At 73.4% G+C, this 18,029-nt stretch carries 16 protein-coding genes; 7 read left to right on the plus strand and 9 right to left on the minus strand.

Annotated features, from left to right (window positions below; translation table 11 throughout):
* The first annotated feature begins 21 nt into the window (after positions 1-21).
* Positions 22-1,227, plus strand: coding sequence for a type VII secretion-associated serine protease mycosin (gene mycP, locus GA0070613_RS07365; RefSeq protein ID WP_089011601.1), 1,206 nt, complete (start codon positions 22-24; stop codon positions 1,225-1,227).
* An 84-nt stretch (positions 1,228-1,311) separates the two neighbouring features.
* On the opposite strand, the gene GA0070613_RS07370 is transcribed toward mycP, so the two are convergent.
* Together GA0070613_RS07370 and GA0070613_RS07375 are read right to left on the minus strand one after the other, a co-directional pair.
* Positions 1,312-1,605: a WXG100 family type VII secretion target gene (locus GA0070613_RS07370; RefSeq protein ID WP_089011602.1), complete on the minus strand. Its 294-nt coding sequence runs from the start codon at positions 1,603-1,605 to the stop codon at positions 1,312-1,314.
* Positions 1,606-1,624: 19 nt separating this feature from the next.
* A complete protein-coding gene (locus GA0070613_RS07375) occupies positions 1,625-1,942 on the minus strand; it encodes a WXG100 family type VII secretion target (protein ID WP_089011603.1) in 318 nt (105 codons plus the stop codon).
* Between the two features lie 243 nt (positions 1,943-2,185).
* On the opposite strand from GA0070613_RS07375, the gene eccE reads away from it, so the two are divergent.
* From eccE to rarD, 4 genes are all read left to right on the plus strand, one after another.
* A complete protein-coding gene (gene eccE, locus GA0070613_RS07380; RefSeq protein WP_089011604.1) occupies positions 2,186-4,006 on the plus strand; it encodes a type VII secretion protein EccE in 1,821 nt (606 codons plus the stop codon).
* A gap of 92 nt (positions 4,007-4,098) precedes the next feature.
* On the plus strand, positions 4,099-4,485 hold the full coding sequence (locus GA0070613_RS07385) for a phage holin family protein (RefSeq protein WP_089011605.1): 387 nt from the start codon (positions 4,099-4,101) through the stop codon (positions 4,483-4,485).
* A gap of 94 nt (positions 4,486-4,579) precedes the next feature.
* Entirely contained in the window at positions 4,580-5,068 is a 489-nt protein-coding gene (locus GA0070613_RS07390; protein ID WP_089011606.1) for a GNAT family N-acetyltransferase, read from the plus strand.
* Positions 5,065-5,988 (plus strand): EamA family transporter RarD, encoded by a 924-nt coding sequence (gene rarD / locus GA0070613_RS07395; RefSeq protein WP_089011607.1) that lies wholly within the window; start codon positions 5,065-5,067, stop codon positions 5,986-5,988. The genes GA0070613_RS07390 and rarD overlap by 4 nt, the downstream gene beginning before the upstream one ends.
* A 7-nt stretch (positions 5,989-5,995) precedes the next feature.
* On the opposite strand, the gene GA0070613_RS07400 is transcribed toward rarD, so the two are convergent.
* Both GA0070613_RS07400 and GA0070613_RS07405 read right to left on the minus strand, forming a co-directional pair.
* Positions 5,996-6,682, minus strand: coding sequence for an anti-sigma factor family protein (locus GA0070613_RS07400; protein ID WP_089011608.1), 687 nt, complete (start codon positions 6,680-6,682; stop codon positions 5,996-5,998).
* Positions 6,679-7,194, minus strand: a complete 516-nt coding sequence (locus GA0070613_RS07405) for a sigma-70 family RNA polymerase sigma factor (RefSeq protein WP_089011609.1) — start codon at positions 7,192-7,194, stop codon at positions 6,679-6,681. The genes GA0070613_RS07400 and GA0070613_RS07405 overlap by 4 nt, the downstream gene beginning before the upstream one ends.
* Positions 7,195-7,410: 216 nt before the next feature.
* On the opposite strand from GA0070613_RS07405, the gene GA0070613_RS07410 reads away from it, so the two are divergent.
* Positions 7,411-9,531 carry a PhoX family protein gene (locus tag GA0070613_RS07410; RefSeq protein WP_089011610.1) on the plus strand — a complete coding sequence of 707 codons (2,121 nt, stop codon included), beginning with the start codon at positions 7,411-7,413 and terminating at the stop codon, positions 9,529-9,531.
* Between the two features lie 84 nt (positions 9,532-9,615).
* Here GA0070613_RS07410 and GA0070613_RS07415 read toward each other — a convergent pair whose 3' ends face one another.
* Positions 9,616-10,398: an IclR family transcriptional regulator gene (locus GA0070613_RS07415; RefSeq protein ID WP_089011611.1), complete on the minus strand. Its 783-nt coding sequence runs from the start codon at positions 10,396-10,398 to the stop codon at positions 9,616-9,618.
* Between the two features lie 153 nt (positions 10,399-10,551).
* Between GA0070613_RS07415 and GA0070613_RS07420 the strand changes: the two genes are divergently transcribed.
* Positions 10,552-11,730: an MFS transporter gene (locus tag GA0070613_RS07420; protein ID WP_089011612.1), complete on the plus strand. Its 1,179-nt coding sequence runs from the start codon at positions 10,552-10,554 to the stop codon at positions 11,728-11,730.
* Positions 11,731-11,773: 43 nt separating this feature from the next.
* Here the strand turns inward: GA0070613_RS07420 and GA0070613_RS07425 are convergent, their stop codons facing one another.
* The 4 genes from GA0070613_RS07425 to nuoL form a co-directional block, all read right to left on the minus strand.
* Entirely contained in the window at positions 11,774-12,859 is a 1,086-nt protein-coding gene (locus GA0070613_RS07425) for a polyprenyl synthetase family protein (RefSeq protein WP_089011613.1), read from the minus strand.
* A 90-nt stretch (positions 12,860-12,949) separates the two neighbouring features.
* Positions 12,950-14,503 (minus strand): NADH-quinone oxidoreductase subunit NuoN, encoded by a 1,554-nt coding sequence (gene nuoN / locus GA0070613_RS07430; RefSeq protein WP_089011614.1) that lies wholly within the window; start codon positions 14,501-14,503, stop codon positions 12,950-12,952.
* On the minus strand, positions 14,500-16,032 hold the full coding sequence (locus tag GA0070613_RS07435) for an NADH-quinone oxidoreductase subunit M (protein ID WP_089011615.1): 1,533 nt from the start codon (positions 16,030-16,032) through the stop codon (positions 14,500-14,502). Before GA0070613_RS07435 ends, nuoN begins: the two co-directional genes overlap by 4 nt.
* A gap of 64 nt (positions 16,033-16,096) precedes the next feature.
* Positions 16,097-18,025: an NADH-quinone oxidoreductase subunit L gene (gene nuoL / locus GA0070613_RS07440; protein WP_089011616.1), complete on the minus strand. Its 1,929-nt coding sequence runs from the start codon at positions 18,023-18,025 to the stop codon at positions 16,097-16,099.
* Between the last annotated feature and the right edge of the window lie 4 nt (positions 18,026-18,029).

An 18,029-nucleotide genomic window follows, 5' to 3' on the forward strand; every position in this document is an offset into this window, starting at 1 on the left:
GCCACGATACGGAGGCGGTCGATGTCCCGGCCCACCGCGCGCCCGGCCCTGACCGCACTGGCGGCGGTCGTCGCCGCCGTCCTGCCGGCCGCGCCGGCCGCCGCCCGGGCCGCACCGGCCTGCTCCGCTCCGCCCGCGCCGGTCCGCCCGGTGGCCGACCAGCCGTGGCCCCAGCAGCGGTACGCCCCGGACCGGCTCACCCCGCTGGCCACCGGCGCCGGGGTGGTCGTCGCGGTGGTCGACTCGGGGGTGGACCGGCGGCACCCGCAGCTGGCCGGTCGGGTGCTCGACGGCACCGACTTCCTCGACCCGGGTGGCGACGGCACCCGGGACTGCGCCGGCCACGGCACCGGGGTGGCGAGCATCGTTGCGGCGGCGCCCCGCCCGGGCGTGGCGTTCCGCGGGCTGGCGCCGGGCGCCCGCATCCTGCCGGTGCGGGTGAGCGAACAGCAGGTGGTCGACGGGCGGGAGTCGGGGCGTACGGTCGGCGCGGGCGACTTCGCCCGGGCCATCCGCTGGGCGGTCGACCACGACGCCGACGTGCTCAACCTCTCCGTCGTGCTCTACGCGGACGACCCGGCGGTCCGCTCCGCGATCGCGTACGCGGTCCGCCGGAACGTGGTCGTGGTGGCCGCCGCGGGCAACCTCCACGACAGCGGGGACCCCCGTCCCTACCCGGCCGCGTATGACGGGGTGGTCGGGGTGGGCGCGATCGGGACGGACGGGGTGCGGTCACCCTTCTCCCAGACCGGCCCGTACGTCGACCTGGTCGCGCCCGGTGGCGACGTCCTGATGGCCGCCCCCGGGCACGGACACCACCGGGCGGAGGGGACGAGCTACGCGGCGCCGTTCGTGGCGGCCACCGCGGCGCTGCTCCGGCAGTACCGCCCGGAACTGACCGCGACGGAGGTGGCTCGGCGGATCGTCGACAGCACCGACCCGGCCCCGGGGCGCGGCGACGGTTACGGCGCCGGGGTGCTGAATCCGTACCGTGCGGTCACCGAGTCACCCGGGCCGGTGGTGGACCGGCCCATCCAGGCGGCGGTGCTCCCGGTGGACGGCACGGATCCGGCCGCGGCGGCACACCGCGCCCGGCGGGCGACGGCACGGCACCGGGCCCTGCTGGTGGCCGGCGTGGCCGGGGGAACGGCGACGGTGGTGGTGCTGCTGGCGGCGGTGCTGCCCCGGGGCGCCCGCCGCCGCTGGCGCCCGGCCGGCCCGGCCTGACCCGCAATGGCAGGGCGGAGCCGGTCGGTGACCCGGACGGCGGCGGCGTCGGGCGGGCCGCCCGACGCCGCCGCCGAGCGACCGTCACTGGAACAGGTTGACGTTCCGCTTTTCGGTGTCGAGGTAGTCGGCGGCGGAGTCGTCCACCGCCAGCTTGATGTCGCGCAGCATCGCCTGCAGGTCCTGCGAGGCCGACCGCCAACGCGCCTGCCGCTGCTCGTACGCCTCCCGGGCCTCACCGGTCCAGCTCGCCACCAGCGGCGCGGCGTCCCGTTCGAGCTGCCCGAGCTGGCTGTCGAGCGTGTTCAGCGCCTTCTGGATGTCCGCGCCGGCCTGCTGCAGCGCGGCGAAGTTGACGACCAGCACACCGTGGTCCATCGGATCTCCTCCCGGTGGGTCAGAGCGGCAACTGGATGCCGCGGTTGGTGCCGGCGACCCGGCTGGCGGCCTCGGTGTCCGAGACGTCGTACTGCTGGCCGGCGGTGCGGATCGCGGCGGCGGTCTCCCGCAGGGCCCGCTGCAGCGCCGCCTGGTCCTGCGACCACTGCTGCTTGACCTGCTCGAACGAGCGCCCGCCGGCGCCCCGCCAGGCCTGCTGCAACACCTCCAGCTCGGCCATCAGGCCGCTCAGCATGGTCTGCAACGACTGGTCCACCTGCTCGAATTTCGCGGCGGTCTGCTGCATCACCGCGGCTTCTGCCTGGGTCTGGGGCACCCGGACGTCACCTCGTCTCCTCGGTCGTGGCTGGTCGCGGGAACGACCACGTGGACGTACCGCGGCGCGGGGCCGGCATGGTGGGGCGGGACGGCTGCGCGCTCGACGGAACTCGTCGCTGACGGTAGCCGTCCGACTGCGGTTGTGCTACCCCCTCAGCATCCCCTGTGGACAACGGCTCGATCCCCGAACCCTTACGATGAGCCACGCCATCGTCACCCGAGGATCGGCGGAGGAGGCGCGGTGACGGCGACCAGGACCGGACCCCCGGCGCAGGCGACGGCCCGCCAGCCTCTGACACCACAGTGGATACCGTGGACGGCCAGGGGCCTGCGGGCCGGTCAGGTCGTGGCGGCGCAGGTGGCCATGGCGGTGCTCGTCGCCGCCGTGGGCCGGGGGGTGACCGTCACCGCCGCCGCCCTGCTGCTCGCCACCCTGCTGCTGCCCGCCGCCTGGGTCCGGGTGCGTGGCCGCTGGCTCTTCGAGTGGCTGGCCGTCGGCCTGGCGTTCCTCACCCGACGGCGCGCCCTCCCACCGGCCGCCGGCCCGACCGCCCTGGTGGACCTGCTGGCCCCCGGCGCCGAGGTGCGCTCCGCGGAGTTGGCCGGCGGTCCGGCCGCCGTGGTCGACGACGCCGCCGGGCTGACCGCGCTGCTGGAGATCGGCGACCCGGGCGACCTGCTCGGTGACGGCCCGCGCACCCTGCCGCCGCCGCTGTCCCTGCTGCCGGCCCCGAGCGCGGAGAGCCCACCGGTGCGGATCCAGCTCGTGCTCTCCGCGTCGCCCGCCCCGGCCCCGGCCACCGGTGCCGGCACCGCCGGCACGTCGTACCGGCAGCTCACCGACGGGCGGCTGGCCGGGCGGGACCGGACCGTGCTCGCCGTCCGGGTGCTCCGCGTGGACGGCTGGTCGGACGAGGAACTGCGCCGCGCGCTGTCCGGCACCGTCCGGCGGATCGTCCGCCGGCTCGGGCCGCTGACCGGGCGGCCGCTGGGCGAGCCGGCCGCGCTGCGGGTGCTCGCCGAACTGGCCCACCACGATGCCGGCGCGCCCACCCGGGAGGCCTGGCAGACCGTGGGGGCCGGCGGGCTGCTGCAGACCACGTTCCGGCTGCGGCGCTGGCCGGATCCGGGTACCGACGCCGCGCGGCGGCTGGTGTCCCGGCTGCTCGCGCTGCCGGCCACCGCCACGACCGTCTCGCTCTGCGTCGGCCCGCGCACCGGCGCCGACGCCGCGCCGGTGCCGGCCGAGCTGACCGTACGACTGGCCGCCTGGACGGCCGGGGAACTTGCGGTCGCCGACCGGGCCCTGCGTCGGCTCGCCGGCGACCTCGGCGCCGAGGTCCGCCGGCTCGACGGCGAGCAGCTGGGTGGGCTGGCCGGCAGCCTGCCGCTGGCGTCGGCGCGAGCCGACGCCACGGTGGGCGGGGCGGCCCTGGACGCGCTGGAGCTGGGCCTCGGCGAGGCCGGGCTGATGGTGGGCGCGAACCGGCACGGCGGGGCGGTCACCGTACGGCTGTTCCGTCCCGAGCCGACCCGGCTGCTGCTCGTCGGCGGGGTACGGGCCGCGCAGCTGGTCGTGCTGCGGGCGCTGGCCCTGGGCGCCCGGGTGGTCGTGCAGACCGCCCGACCGGGGGCCTGGGAGCCGTTCGTCCGGGGCATCGGCACGCCCGGTGGGGCGGTGCCGGTGATCCCGCCCGGGCGGCCGGTGGGCGGGGCGCCCGGATCGCCGTTGCAGCCGCTGCTGCTCGTGCTCGACGCCGGCGGGGCGCCGGACGGGGCCGGGCCCGGGACGGCCTGGCAGTCCACCCTGGTCGTCCGGGGCGGGCTCACCCCGGCGGACGTGGACGCGCTGGCCCGGGCGGACCTGGCGATCCTGCAACCGCTGGACCCGGGTGAGGCGACCCTGGCCGGCGCGGCCCTGGGGCTGGGCGGCTCGGCCGAGTGGCTGACCCGGATCCGGGACGACATGGTCGCGGTGGTCAACCGGCGGGCGCTGCGCTGGGCGCTGCTCTCCCCGACGCCGATCGAGTCGCAACTGGTCGGCCGCCCCACCCGCCGCTGAGCCGCGGTTCGACGCGCGCGGCGGCACCGGGCGAGGAATCCGTCGATCTTCGCGGGTTCCGCCGGTGGACGGTCCGTGGCACGATCCCGGCCATGGACTTTTTGAAGGGTCTTCTGATCCGGCTGGCCTCGACGGCGGTGGCCTTCTGGCTGGCCACCCTGCTCATCCCGGGCATCTCGCTGGACTCGGAGTCGGTCACCGAAACGGTGACCACGCTGGTGCTGGTCGCGGCGATCTTCGGAGTGGTCAACGCGGTGCTCCAGCCGATCATCAAGACCGTCGGCTGCGGCTTCTACCTTTTCACCCTCGGCCTGATCGCCCTGGTGGTCAACGGACTGCTCTTCCTGCTCACGAGCTGGATCGCCGACCAGGCCGGGCTGCCGTTCCACGTGGACGGCTTCTGGCCGGCCGCGGTGCTCGGCGCGCTCTTCGTCGGCATCGTCACCTGGATCCTCGGCGCCGTCCTCGACCGCGACTGATCACCCGACGCACCCCGATTCCCGCCCGCCGGCCAGTCCAGCGGGCGGGAATTGGCTGGTGAGGGCCGGCTCGGCCGGCACTAGCGTCACCGGGGTGTTCACTCTGACCCGCCCTGACGGCTACCAGCTCAGCACCGACCCGGACCGGATCGACCTCGACCTCGTGCACCGGTGGCTCTCCACCGACGCGTACTGGGCGATCGGGCGGGACCGGGGGACCGTCGCGCGCGCCTTCGCCGCCTCGATCGGCTTCGGCGTCTACCGGCCGGGCGACGGGCGCCAGGTGGCGGTCGCCCGGGTGGTCACCGACCGGGCGACCTTCGCCTGGCTCTGCGACGTCTACGTCGACCCTGCGGAACGCGGTCGCGGGCTGGGCACCTGGCTGGCCGGCGCGGTCCGCGACCACCTGGCCGGGCTGGGCGTACGCCGGATCGTGCTGGCCACCGCCGACGCCCACGGGGTGTACGCCAAGGTCGGCTTCACCCCGGTCGACCCGGACCGGTGGATGCAGCTCGACCAGGGGGTGAACCAGGTCACCGGAAAGGATCAGCAGGCCCCTTCGCCACTTACGGTGGAGGCGTGAACCCGATCCGCCTCGGCTACCTGTACGGGCTCGGCGCGTACCTGCTCTGGGGCTTCTTCCCGATCTACCTGAAGCTGCTGCGCCCGGCCGGGCCCATGGAGATCCTCGCCCACCGGATCGTCTGGTCGGTGGGCTTCGTGGCGCTGCTGCTCGCCGCGATGCGCAACATCGGCTTCCTGCGGGCGCTGCTGCGCCGGCCCCGGGCCCTCGCGGGCATCACCGCCGCCGCCGCGCTGATCGCGGTCAACTGGGGCACCTACATCCACGGGGTGAACTCGGACCGGGTGGTGGAGACCGCCCTCGGCTACTTCATCAACCCGCTCGTCTCGGTGCTGCTCGGGGTCCTCGTGCTGCGGGAGCGGCTGCGGCCGGCGCAGTGGGCCGCGCTGGGCGTCGGCGCGCTGGCGGTGGCCGTGCTGACCGTCGACTACGGCCGGCTGCCCTACCTGGCGCTCACCCTGGCCTTCAGCTTCGCCGGCTACGGGTTCGTGAAGAAGCGGCTGGGACTGCCGGCGGCGGAGGGCCTCTTCGTCGAGTCGGCGGTGCTGGCGCTGCCCGCGCTGGCGTACCTGGGATGGCTGGTCCGGCGGGGCGACTCCACCTTCGGCCACGTCTCGGCCGGACACACCGTGCTGCTGGTGCTGGCCGGGGCGGCGACCGCCATCCCGCTGCTGCTCTTCGCCGGCGCGGCGAACCGGCTGCCGCTGTCCGCGCTGGGCATGCTGCAGTACCTCGCCCCGATCCTCCAGCTCGGCTGCGGGGTGCTGATCTTCCACGAGCCCATGCCGCCGGCCCGCCTCGCGGGCTTCGCCCTGGTCTGGCTCGCCCTGATCGTCTTCACCGCCGACGCCCTCCGCCACGCCCGCCGTACCCGCGCCGAGGCGCGGACGCCGACCCCGGTCGCCGCCGGCGCCCGCTGATCGGGGATCAGCGGGCGTCGTAGGCCAGCACGGGGGTGTTGTCCCCACGGAGCAGTTCCAGCCGGACCAGCTCGCCGCCGGTGAAGCGGGTGGCGCCGGTGAGGCGGACGTCCTCGCCGGGGGCGGCCAGCCAGGAGCCGATCTGCTCCGTCGCGCCGTCCGGGCCGTGCGCCACCAGCCGGAAGGTCCATGCCTGGCGGTGCCCGCCCCACTGGTCGTAGCCGCAGTGCATGGTGACCTGGGTCCCCCAGTCGGTGCGGGTCAACCCGATCTCGGCGTGCACGGGCACCGTGCCTGCGACCGGCCGCATGGCCACCATCGGCACCTCCGCAGGGGTGGCCGCGTCCGGACGGGCCAGGGTTACCCCGACCCCGACCAGCACGGCGAGCACGGCGGCGGCGAGCGCGGTCATCGCGTACCGCCGGCGGGTCCGGGACCGCTCGCGGCGGTGGCGCTCCCGCGCGGCGTCGAGCAGCGCGGGCACCCGGGAGGTCTCCGACGCGGACGGCAGGAACTGCTCCAGCCCGGCCGGGTCGAGCCGGCCGAGCAGCCCGGGCAGCACGGCGATCTCGGCCACCGCCTCCCGGCAGGTCGCGCAGCCGGCCAGGTGCCGCTCGTAGGCGGCCCGGTCGGCGGGGGCGAGGGCGCCCAGCACGTACGCGCCGTCGTCGTGCGCGAACTCGCAGCGGGTCATCCGGTCACCCCCATCTCGGCCAGCACCAGCCGTAGTGAGCGCAGCGCGTAGTGGGTGCGCGACTTCACCGTGCCCGGCGGCACGCCGAGCCGGGCAGCGGCCTCGGCCACCGACCGTCCCTGGTAGAAGCACTCGACCAGCACCTCACGGTGGGTCGAGCTGAGCCGGTTCAGCGCCTCGGCCACGGTCCACGCCTCCACCGCGCGCTCCGTTTCGTCGACCGTGTCGGCGGGCTCGGGCAGCTCGTCGGTGTAGACCTCGCCGACCCGGGTCGACCGGCGCCGCCAGGCGTCGATAGCCAGGTTCCGGGCCGTGGTGAAGAGCCAGGCCCGGATCGAGCCGCGCGTGGGGTCCAGCGCCTCCGGGTGCCGCCACGCCCGCAGCAGCGTCTCCTGCACCAGGTCCTCGGCGCGCGTCCGGTCGCCGTTGACCAGTCGGAGGGCGTGCGCAAAGAGCGCGTCGGCGTGCTCGTCGTGCAACGCGCGCAGCAGTTGGGCGTCGTGGTCGCTGATGGCGCTCTCCTCCCTTTCGACGGCGAGTCCGGCAGGCGGGTTCGTCCGTGCATACGTGCGGTGCGCCCGATCGGTTCAGCGCAGCTCGGGGCGCAGGTGTTCACACCCGGTTCACATCCGGGCCGACCCACGCTCACCGGGTCCTGGCAGCGTCCGTCCGGTACGCGCGCGGGTGATCCCAGCGTGCCACGACGTCTTCTCAGGAGGCCTCTCCCCATGAGCGACCGTCCCCGGCTGCTCCCGCTGCTGGGCGCCAACCGCCACGGCAGCCGCGACGCGATGACCTGCCTGTACCGCTGCGGCAACGCCTGCGACCACCCGGTACCGAACTCCTCCGACAACCCGTACTTCGGGGACCTGGTCGACGCCGAGGTGTCCCGGCGTGGCGTGGTCCGGGCCGGCGCCGTCGGCGCCCTGGTGCTCGGCTTCGGGGGCGCGGCCGCGGGGGCGCTGGTCGGCGCCGCTCCGGCCACCGCCGCCCCGGCCGCGCCCGCCGGGCCCGACGCGACCGAGCTGGCCGCCGCGCCGGGCGGCGTGGGCAGCGGCGCGCTGACCTTCAGGCCGATCCCGCCGAACAGGCTCGACACCCTGGTGGTGCCGAACGGGTACGACCACGCCGTCGTGATCAAGTGGGGCGACCCGGTGGTGCCCGGCGCGCCCGCGTTCGGCGTGCACGCGCAGACCGCCGCCGCCCAGGCGCAGCAGTTCGGCTACAACAACGACTTCGTCGGCGTGCTGCCGATCGACCGGAAGCGGGCGCTGCTCGTGGTGAACCACGAGTACACCAACGAGGACCTGATGTTCCCCGGCTTCACCGGGATCGACGCCCTCACGGTCGAGCAGCTGCGGGTCGCGATGGCGGCACACGGCATGTCCGTGGTGGAGCTGGAGCGGGCCGACGGCAGCGGGCGATGGCGGCCGGTCAACCACGGCCGGCGGCCGTACAACCGGCGGGTCACGGCGCTGGCCACGAAGTTCGAGCTGACCGGCCCGGCCGCCGGCGCGGCCTGGCTGCGCACCGCCGCCGATCCGAAGGGTCGTACGGTGATCGGCACGCTGAACAACTGCTCCGGCGGGGTCACCCCGTGGGGCACCGTCCTGTCCGGCGAGGAGAACTTCAACCAGTACTTCGTCGGCGGCGACGGCGCGCCGGAGGAGCTGAAGCCGAAGTTGGCCCGCTACGGCATCCCCACCGACGTGCGCTACCCCAGCGGCAGCCGCAAGTGGGACCGTGCCGACGAGCGCTTCGACCTGGCGAAGCACCCGAACGAGGCGCACCGGTTCGGCTGGGTCGTCGAGATCGACCCGTTCGACCCGGACAGCCGGCCGCGCAAGCACACCGCGCTGGGCCGGTTCAAGCACGAGGGCGCCAACGTCATCGTGGCGAAGGACGGGCACGTGGTTGCGTACATGGGCGACGACGAGCGGTTCGACTACCTGTACAAGTTCGTCTCGGACAAGAAGTTCATGCCGGGCAACTCGTCGGTGGCCCGCAGGCACAACCTGACCCTGCTGGAGTCGGGCACGCTCTACGTCGCCCGGCTGGCCGGGAACAGCGCCGCCGAGATCGACGGTTCCGGGAAGCTCCCCGCGGACGGGGCGTTCGACGGCCGCGGTGGGTGGATCAAGCTGGTCAGCGGCAACCGGTCGTACGTGGACGGGATGACCGCCGCGGACGTGCTCACCTTCACCCGGCTCGCCGCCGACAAGGTCGGCGCGACCAAGATGGACCGGCCGGAGGACGTCGAGCCGAGCCTGCTGACCGGCAAGGTGTACGTGGCGCTGACCAACAACACCGACCGGGGCAAGGCCGGCAAGGCGTCCGCCGACGAGGTGAACCCGCGGAACCTCAACAAGCACGGCCAGATCCTGGAGCTGGTCGAGGACCGGGGCGACAACACCGCCGAGACCTTCGCCTGGTCGCTGCCGATCGTCTGCGGCGACCCGACCGACCCGTCCACCCACTTCGCCGGGTACGACAAGTCGAAGGTCTCGCCGATCTCATGCCCGGACAACGTCGCCTTCGACGCCACCGGCAACCTGTGGATCTCCACCGACGGCAACGCGCTGGGCAGCAACGACGGCCTCTTCGCCACCGCCGTGGAGGGCCCCGAGCGCGGGCACCTGAAGCAGTTTCTCACCGTGCCCTACGGCGCGGAGACCTGCGGCCCGTTCATCACGAAGGACAACCGTTCGGTCTTCGTGGCCGTGCAGCACCCTGGTGAGATCACCGGCGCGTCGGTGGAGAACCCGGCGTCCACCTGGCCGGACGGCGACTTCGCCAAGCCCGGCGTGGTGGTCACCTGGCGCCTCGACGGCGGCCCGATCGGCAGCTGACGTTCCCCGTGGCGGTCCGGCGCTGGACCGCCCCGACGGGCCCCCTTCCGGACCGGGGGGCCCGTCGCCGTACGGGGGCCGGGATCAGGCCTCGGCGGCGATACCGTCGGCGACGGCGCGGGCGACGGTGAGCAGCTTGGCCCGGACCACCCGGGCGGAGGTCATCATCTCGCTGGCCGGCAGCGCGCAGGCCAGCACCACCCGGCGCTCGATGTCCTTGTCCGGGGTGACCAGCACGGCGGCGCAGGCCACGCCCTGCCGGAACTGCCCCAGCTCCAGCTGCATGCCGCGCCGGTCACCGGCGGCCAGGTCGGCCTCGAACGCCTCGGTGGTGGTCAGGGTGGCGCTGGTGAACGGGCGCATGCCGTACTCGCGCAGGTAGCGGAAGCGCTGCTCGGCGGTGAGGGTGGCGAGCAGGCTCTTGCCGAGCGCGGTGGCGTGGGCACCCTCGTCGAAGCCCGGCACCAGGTCCTCCAGGTACGGCGTACGCGGCCCCTCGGCAGTCGCCGTGATGGCCACCTGCCCGCCCACGAAGCGCCCGAGGAAGTGGCTGTACCCGGTGTCGACGGCCGCCCGGCGGAGCGACTCACCGACGGCCTGCGGTCCGCGGAACGCGGTCACCAGCTCGCGGTAGCGGTCGGCCACCTCCAGCCCCACGATGTACGTCCCGTCCTCGCGGCGGATCACGTAGCCCTCGTACGCCAGGGTGCGCACCAGGTGGTAGGTGGTGGCCACGGTCAGCTCGCAGCGGCGGGCGATCTGCTTGACGGTCAGGCCCTTCGGCGCACGGCCGACCGACTCGAGCACTCGAAGCGCGCGGGACACGCTTCGGATCAGGTCCGAAGGTTCCGCCAAGGGGTCGCGCACAACCACCTCCGCCGCCGGGGACTTACACCATATGAAAAACAGGCCGAGTGCGAAATGCCTGTTCGGATCGAGGATGCCAGATCACCGGGCACAGCCCGTGCACCGACAGACACGATCCGCTGCCAAAACGTGACAGCGTAGGTTTGCCTGACCATGACCGACACCATGCTCGACCCCGCACCTCCCGCGCCCCGGCGGACCGTCCGGGCCAGCGCGGGCGCCATCGCCACCACGATCGCCTGCGTGCTGCCCGTCTTCCTGGTCGGCGGCCTCGCCGTGCAGCTGGGTCACGACCTCCACTTCTCCCCCGCCGGGCTGGGCCTCGCCGTCTCGGTCTACTTCGGGATCAGCGCGCTCGCCTCGGTTCCCTCCGGGGCGCTGGTCGAGCGGTACGGCCCGGCCGTGGTGGCCCGCGCCGGCATCCTGCTCTCCGCCGGCTCGCTGCTGGCCGTGGCGGCGCTGGCGCGGTCGTACCCGGTGCTGGTCGCACTGCTCGGGCTCAGCGCCGCCGCGAACGCCCTCGGCCAACTCGCCAGCAACGCCGCGCTGGCCCGGCACGTTCCGGCGCACCGGCAGGGGCTGTCGTTCGGGGTGAAGCAGGCCGCGATCCCGGTCTCCACGCTGCTGGCCGGCGCGGCGGTGCCGACCATCGCGCTGACCGCCGGCTGGCGCTGGGCGTTCGTGGCGGCGGCCGGGGCGGCGCTTGCCGCGCTGCCGGCCGTACCCCCGCAGGAGGGCGACCGGACCGCGCCCTCCGCCGCCACCCGCGCCGGCCGGGCGACGTGGGCACTGGTGGTGGTCGGCCTGGCGGCGACCCTCGCGGCGGCGGCGGCCAACGCCCTGGGCACCTTCGTGGTGGACTCCTCGGTCGGCCGCGGGCTGTCGCCCGGCCTGGCCGGTCTCACCCTGACCCTGGGCAGCGCCGTGTGCGTGGCGGCCCGGGTGGGCGCGGGCTGGCTGGCCGACCGCCGGGCCAGCGGGCACGTCGCCCTGATCGCCGGGATGCTGGTGGTCGGCGCCGGCGGGCTGGGCCTGCTCGCGCTGGCCGGCCCGGCGCCGCTGGTCGCCGGCGTGGTGCTCGGCTTCGGCCTCGGCTGGGCCTGGCCCGGGCTGATGAACTTCGCGGTGGTCAAGCTGCACCCGCGGGCCCCGGCCGCCGCCACCTCGATCACCCAGACCGGGGTGTACGCCGGCGGTTGCCTCGGCCCGCTCGCCCTCGGCACCGTCGCCGCCCACCTGGGCTACCCGGCGATGTGGGGGTCCGCGGCCGTCGCGATGCTCCTGGCCGCGACCCTCATGCTCACCGGCAGCCGCCTGCTCACCCACCCCTGACGCCCCCGCCCGGCCCGGCAGGGGCGGCGCGGGGAGGGGCGGGTCAGCTGGTGCGGTCGGCGATGTAGTCGCAGAGGGATTCGAGGGCGCGGCGGGCCGGGCCCTCGGGGAGGGGGGCGAGCCGGTTCCGGGCGTCCTCGGCGTAGCTGCGGACGGTCTCTCTCGCGCGCTTGAGCGCCGGGGACTCGCGGAGCAGGCCGAGGGCCTCGGCGTGCAGCGCGTCGTCGACCAGCGGGCCGGTGGCCAGGATCTCCCGGAGCCGGACCGAGGCGGCGTCCGAGTCGTCCGAGGCGAGCGCGTAGAGCACCGGCAGGGTCGGTACGCCCTCGCGCAGGTCGGTGCCGGGCGTCTTGCCGGACTGGGTCGACTCGGAGGCGATGTCGAGCAGGTCGTCGGAGAGCTGGAAGGCCACCCCGATCGTCTCGCCGTACCCGGCCAGGGCCTCGATGTGCTCGCGGGACGCCCCGCCGAACATGCCGCCGAAGCGGGCCGAGGTGGCGATCAGCGAACCGGTCTTCCCGGCGATGACGTTCAGGTAGTGGGCGACCGGGTCCTCGCCGTCCCGGGGGCCGACCGTCTCGGCGATCTGCCCGTGGACCAGCCGGGCGAAGGTGCGCGCCTGCAACCGCACCGCCTCGGGGCCCAGGTCGGCCGCCAGGTCGGCGGCCCGCGCGAAGAGGAAGTCGCCGACCAGGATCGCCACCGAGTTGGCCCAGCGCGAGTTGGCGCTCGGGGCGCCCCGGCGGACGACCGCCTCGTCCATCACGTCGTCGTGGTACAGCGTCGCCAGGTGGGTGAGCTCCATCACCACGGCGGCCGGTACGACGTGGGGCCGCGTCGGGTCGCCGAACTGCGCGCTCAGCGCCACCAGCAGCGGGCGGAACCGCTTCCCGCCGGCCTCCATCAGATGCCGGGCGGCCTCGGTGACGAGCGGGTCCGCGCTGGCCACGCTGGCCCGCAGCGCACCCTCGACGTCCTCCAGCAGGCCCAGCACGGAAGCCTCGACGCGGGGATCGGCGAGGTGCAGGCCGAGCGCGCCGAACTGACCCGTGCCCTCCGGACCCCGACGACCGCCGGAGCCGGTGGCACTCGAACGCTCGCCAGCCGGAATCACCACGTCTTCAACCATGCCACACCCGTTCGACCTTCCCCGGACAGGGGGACACGGACCGGGGGCCGGTACGCAACGGCGTACCGGCCCCCGGTGGGACGACCTCGGTCATCGCACGAATTCGGCGGCACCGTTGGCCAGGTCGAGCAGCTGCGCCGGCGCGACGCCCAGGACCAGGGTGGCCAGCACGCCGATCATCAGGGCCGCCGAGGTGAGCGCGCCCGGCACGGTCACCGTGGGGGTGGCCTCGCCCGGCTCGGAGAGCCACATCATCACCACGACCCGCAGGTACGGGAAGGCCAGCACCATGCTGGTCACCACGCCTGCCACGACAAGCCACGCGTTCCCGCTTGCCCACGCCGCGCCGAAGACGGCGACCTTGCTCATGAAGCCGCTGGTCAGCGGGATACCGGCGAAGGCGAGCAGGAGGAAGGTGAAGATCGCCGCGAAGAACGGCGACCGTCGGCCCAGCCCGGCCCACCGGGACAGGTGGGTCGCCTCGCCGTCCGCGTCCCGGACCAGGGTCACCACGGCGAACGCGGCGAGCACCGAGAAGCCGTACGCGACCAGGTAGAACATCGTGCCGGAGAGCCCGTCCTTGCTGGGTGCCAGCACGCCGACCAGCAGGTAACCGGCGTTCGCGATCGACGAGTAGGCCAGCAGCCGCTTGATGTCGGTCTGGGTGACCGCCAGCACCGCACCGACCAGCATGGTCAGCACCGCCACCGCGCCGAGGACGGGGGTGAAGTCCCAGGCCGCCCCGGAGAACGCGACGTGGAAGACCCGCAGCAGGGCGCCGAACGCGGCGACCTTCGTGCAGGCGGCCATGAACCCGGTCACCGGCGTCGGGGCGCCCTGGTAGACGTCCGGCGTCCAGACGTGGAACGGCGCGGCTGCCGCCTTGAAGAGCAGGCCGATGGCGAGCAGCGCCATGCCGGCGAAGAGCAGCACCGGGCTGGCCGGGGAGTCGCTGACCGCGGCATGCACGGTGGCGAAGTCGACCCCGGCCGTCCGGCCCGGGATGCCGGAGGTGAAGCCGTAGATCAGCGCCACGCCGAAGAGGAAGAACGCCGAGGCGTACGCGCCGAGCATGAAGTACTTCATCGCCGCCTCCTGGCTGAGCAGCCGCCGGCGGCGGGCCAGCGCGCAGAGCAGGTAGAGCGGCAGCGAGAAGACCTCGAGCGCGATGAACATGGTCAGCAGGTCGTTCGCCGCCACGAAGATCAGCATGCCGCCGATCGCGAAGGTGGCCAGCGGGTACACCTCGGTGGTCCCGCCGACGCCCTCGGCCTGCCGCCGGTCGTCGGACGACTCGGCGGTGACCGCGGCGTGGGCGACGAACGCCCCGCCCCGCTCGACCGAGCGCTCGCCGATGAGCAGCAGCGCCATCGCGGCGAGGATCAGGATCGCGCCCTGGAGGAAGAGCGTCGGCCCGTCCACCGCGATCGCCTGACCGGCGGTGAGCAGCCGATCGTCGGAGTTGAGGATGACCATGGTGAGCGCGCCGAGCACCGCCACCAGGGCGAGCGCGAGCTGCACCCCGTTGCGCAGGCGCCGGGGCACGAACGCCTCGACCAGGACGCCGACCAGGGCGACGCCCAGCATGATCAGGATCGGAGCGAGCGCCGCGTAGTCGATCGACGGCAACTTCAGCTCGGTCATTTTGCGGCCTCCTGGACGCTGCCGACCGTCGGGGCGGGATCGGTCCGACCGACGTCCTGCATGGTCGCGCGGACGGCGGGGTTGATGACATCGGTGACCGGCTTGGGGTAGAAGCCGAGCAGCACGATCAGCGCGATCAGCGGGGCGACCACGACCTTCTCGCGCAGGGTGAGGTCCCGGCGCATGCCCTCGACCTCGGTCAGGGCCGGGTTGAGGGTGCCCTGGGTGGTGCGCTGCACCATCCACAGCACGTACGCGGCGGCCAGGATGATGCCGAGCGTGGCGATCACCGCGACCGGCTTGTTGGTGGTGAAGGTGCCGATCAGCACCAGGAACTCGGAGACGAACGGCGCGGTGCCGGGCAGCGCCAGCGAGGCGAGGCCGGCGAAGAAGAGCACCCCGGCGAGCAGCGGGACGAGCTTGCCCGCGCCGCCGAAGTCGCTGATCAGGGCCGAGCCGCGGCGCGCGATCAGCATGCCCACCACCAGGAAGAGCAGGCCGGTGGCGAGGCCGTGGTTGAGCATGTAGAGCACCGCGCCGGTGCCGGCCTGGGTGGTGAAGGCGAAGATGCCGACGCCGATGAAGCCGAAGTGCGCGATCGAGGTGTACGACACCAGCCGCTTCAGGTCGTTCTGGCCGACCGCCAGCAGCGCGGCGTAGATGATGCCGATCACGCCGAGCGCCAGCGCCCACGGGGCGAACCACCGCGACGCCTCGGGGAAGAGCGGCAGGCAGTACCGCAGGATGCCGAAGGTGCCGACCTTGTCCAGCACGCCGACCAGCAGCGCCGCCGCGCCGGCCGGGGCCGCGCCACCGGCGTCCGGCAGCCAGGTGTGGAACGGGAAGAACGGCGCCTTGATCGCGAAGGCGAGGAAGAAGCCGAGGAAGAGCCAACGGGCGGTGCCGGTGGAGATGTCCACCTGGCTCAGCGCCTGCCAGTCGAAGGTCTTCCCGCCGACCACCCAGAGGCCGATCACCGCGGCCAGCATGAACAGACCGCCGACCAGCGAGTAGAGGAAGAACTTCACCGCCGCGTACTGCCGCTGGTGGCCACCGTAGCTGCCGATGAGGAAGTACATCGGGACGAGCATGACCTCGAAGAACACGTAGAACAGGAAGACGTCGGCGGCGGCGAAGACGCCGATCATCGTGCACTCGAGGACGAGCAGCAGGGCGAAGTAGACCGGCACGGACCGCTTCGACGACTCGGCGTCGTGCCAGGACGCCAGGATCACCAGCGGCACCAGGATCGCGATCAGCATCAGCATGACCAGCGCGATGCCGTCCGCGGCGAAGGTGAAGTTGACGCCCCAGTTCGGGATCCACGAGTACGACTCGCGGAACTGGAACCGGTCACCGTCGGCCTGGAAGGTGATCCACATGACCACCGACAGCACCAGCACGAGCAGCGACCAGCCGAACGCCACCTGCTTGGCCAGCTCGGGCGAGCGGCGCGGCAGCAGGGCCACGACCAGGGCGCCGACCAGCGGTGCCACGGTCAGCACCGAGAGGAACGGGAAGTTGGACATTATTCGGCCTTACCTCCGTCGTGACTGCGTGGCCCGCCGGCGGGGGCGGCCGGGAAGAGGTCGATCACGCCAGCCACCCCGCCTGCACCGCCAGGAACGCCGCCACCACGAGCAGCGCGCCGGTCAGGATCGAGGTCGCGTACGACCGCACGAAACCGGTCTGCAGCCGCCGGAGCCGGCCCGAACCACCGCCCACGGCGGCGGCGAGGCCGTTGACCAGCCCGTCGACGCCCCGGTTGTCGAGGAAGACCAGCGCCCGGGTGAGGAAGATGCCCGGCTTCTCGAAGACCGCCTCGTTGACGGCGTCGGTGTAGAGGTTGCGGCGGGCGGCGGTGACCAGCACGCCGGCCGGCTGCGGCTCGGTGGCCGTGCCGTTGCGGAACAGCGCCCAGGCGAGTCCGGCGCCGAGCACGGTGACCAGGATCGACAGGATGGTGATCACGAGGTGCGGGAGCACGGCGTGCGCCTCGCCACCGGCCTCCTCGCCGAGCACCGGGGCCAGCCAGGAGACGACCCCGTCGTTCCACGTCATCAGGCCACCGGCCAGCACCGAACCGGCCGCGAGCAGGATCAGCGGGATGGTCATCAGCTTCGGCGACTCGTGCGGGTGCTCGATGTCCTCGGTCCACCGCTTAGGGCCGTGGAAGGTGAGCACGAAGAGCCGGGTCATGTAGAAGGCGGTGAGCCCGGCGCCGAGCAGGGCCGCCCCGCCGAAGAGCCAGGCGGTCCAGCCCTCCCGCTCGAAGGCGGCGGCGATGATCGGCTCCTTGGAGAAGTAGCCGGACAGCGGCGGGATGCCGATGATGGCGAGCCAGCCCGTCATGAAGGTCAGCCAGGTGATCTTCATGTAGCTCGACAGGCCGCCGAACCGGCGGATGTCCACCTGGTCGTTCATGCCGTGCATGACCGAGCCGGCGCCGAGGAACATGTTGGCCTTGAAGAAGCCGTGCGCCAGCAGGTGGATGATCGCCAGCGCGTACGCGCCGCCGCCGAGACCGACGCCGAGGAACATGTAGCCGATCTGGCTCACCGTCGACCAGGCCAGCACCCGCTTGATGTCGTCCTTGGCCGCGCCGATGACGCAGCCGAGCAGCAGGGTGAGCGCGCCGACGCTGACCACCACGAGCTGGAGGGTGCTGTCGGCCGAGAAGATCGGGTTGGAGCGGGCGATCAGGTAGACGCCCGCGGTGACCATGGTGGCCGCGTGGATGAGCGCCGACACCGGGGTCGGGCCCTCCATCGCGTCCGGCAGCCACGCCTGGAGCGGGAACTGACCGGACTTGCCGGCCGCGCCGAGCAGCAGCAGCAGGCCGAGCACCAGCACGGTGGTGCCGGTCAACGCGCCGACGCCGTTGAAGACCTCGTCGTACTGCGTGGTGCCGAGGGTGGCGAACATGACGAAGATGCCGATGGCCAGGCCGGCGTCGCCGACCCGGTTCATCAGGAACGCCTTCTTGCCCGCGGTGGCCGCGCTGGGCCGCCCGTACCAGAAGGAGATCAGCAGGTACGACGCCAGGCCGACGCCCTCCCAGCCGAAGTAGAGCATCACGTAGTTGTTGCCGAGCACCAGCAGGAGCATCGCGGCGACGAAGAGGTTGAAGTACGCGAAGAACCGCCGCCGGCCCTCGTCGTGCGCCATGTACTCGACCGCGTAGAGGTGGATCAGGAAGCCCACCCCGGTGATCAGCAGCACGAAGACCCCGGCCAGCGGGTCGAAGAGCAGACCGAAGTCGACCTTGAAGTCACCGACCGAGATGAACTGCCAGAGGCTCTGCTCGACCGACTTGTTCTCCAGGCCACGCAGCTGGAAGAAGTAGGTCAGGCCGAGCACGAAGGCGGCGCCGATGGCGGCCACCCCCAGCCAGTGCCCCCAGCGGTCGGCCCGCCGGCCGAGCAGCAGCAGGATCGCCGCGCTGACCAGCGGGATCGCCACGAGCAGCCAGACGCTACCCAGCAAGCCCGTGGCCTCTGCGTACCGCACAGTCTCTTCCACTTGC

Source organism: Micromonospora inositola (assembly GCF_900090285.1).
GTDB lineage: Bacteria > Actinomycetota > Actinomycetes > Mycobacteriales > Micromonosporaceae > Micromonospora > Micromonospora inositola.

What these genes read in the sequence shown, in the direction of transcription:
- GA0070613_RS07435 (WP_089011615.1), bottom strand. Translation starts at nt 16,032, where the DNA reads ATGTCCAACTTCCCGTTCCTCTCGGTGCTGACCGTGGCACCGCTGGTC.
- GA0070613_RS07400 (WP_089011608.1), bottom strand. Translation starts at nt 6,682, where the DNA reads ATGACCCGCTGCGAGTTCGCGCACGACGACGGCGCGTACGTGCTGGGC.
- mycP (WP_089011601.1), top strand. Translation starts at nt 22, where the DNA reads ATGTCCCGGCCCACCGCGCGCCCGGCCCTGACCGCACTGGCGGCGGTC.
- GA0070613_RS07425 (WP_089011613.1), bottom strand. Translation starts at nt 12,859, where the DNA reads ATGGTTGAAGACGTGGTGATTCCGGCTGGCGAGCGTTCGAGTGCCACC.
- GA0070613_RS07410 (WP_089011610.1), top strand. Translation starts at nt 7,411, where the DNA reads ATGAGCGACCGTCCCCGGCTGCTCCCGCTGCTGGGCGCCAACCGCCAC.
- GA0070613_RS07420 (WP_089011612.1), top strand. Translation starts at nt 10,552, where the DNA reads ATGACCGACACCATGCTCGACCCCGCACCTCCCGCGCCCCGGCGGACC.
- GA0070613_RS07370 (WP_089011602.1), bottom strand. Translation starts at nt 1,605, where the DNA reads ATGGACCACGGTGTGCTGGTCGTCAACTTCGCCGCGCTGCAGCAGGCC.
- GA0070613_RS07385 (WP_089011605.1), top strand. Translation starts at nt 4,099, where the DNA reads ATGGACTTTTTGAAGGGTCTTCTGATCCGGCTGGCCTCGACGGCGGTG.
- nuoN (WP_089011614.1), bottom strand. Translation starts at nt 14,503, where the DNA reads ATGACCGAGCTGAAGTTGCCGTCGATCGACTACGCGGCGCTCGCTCCG.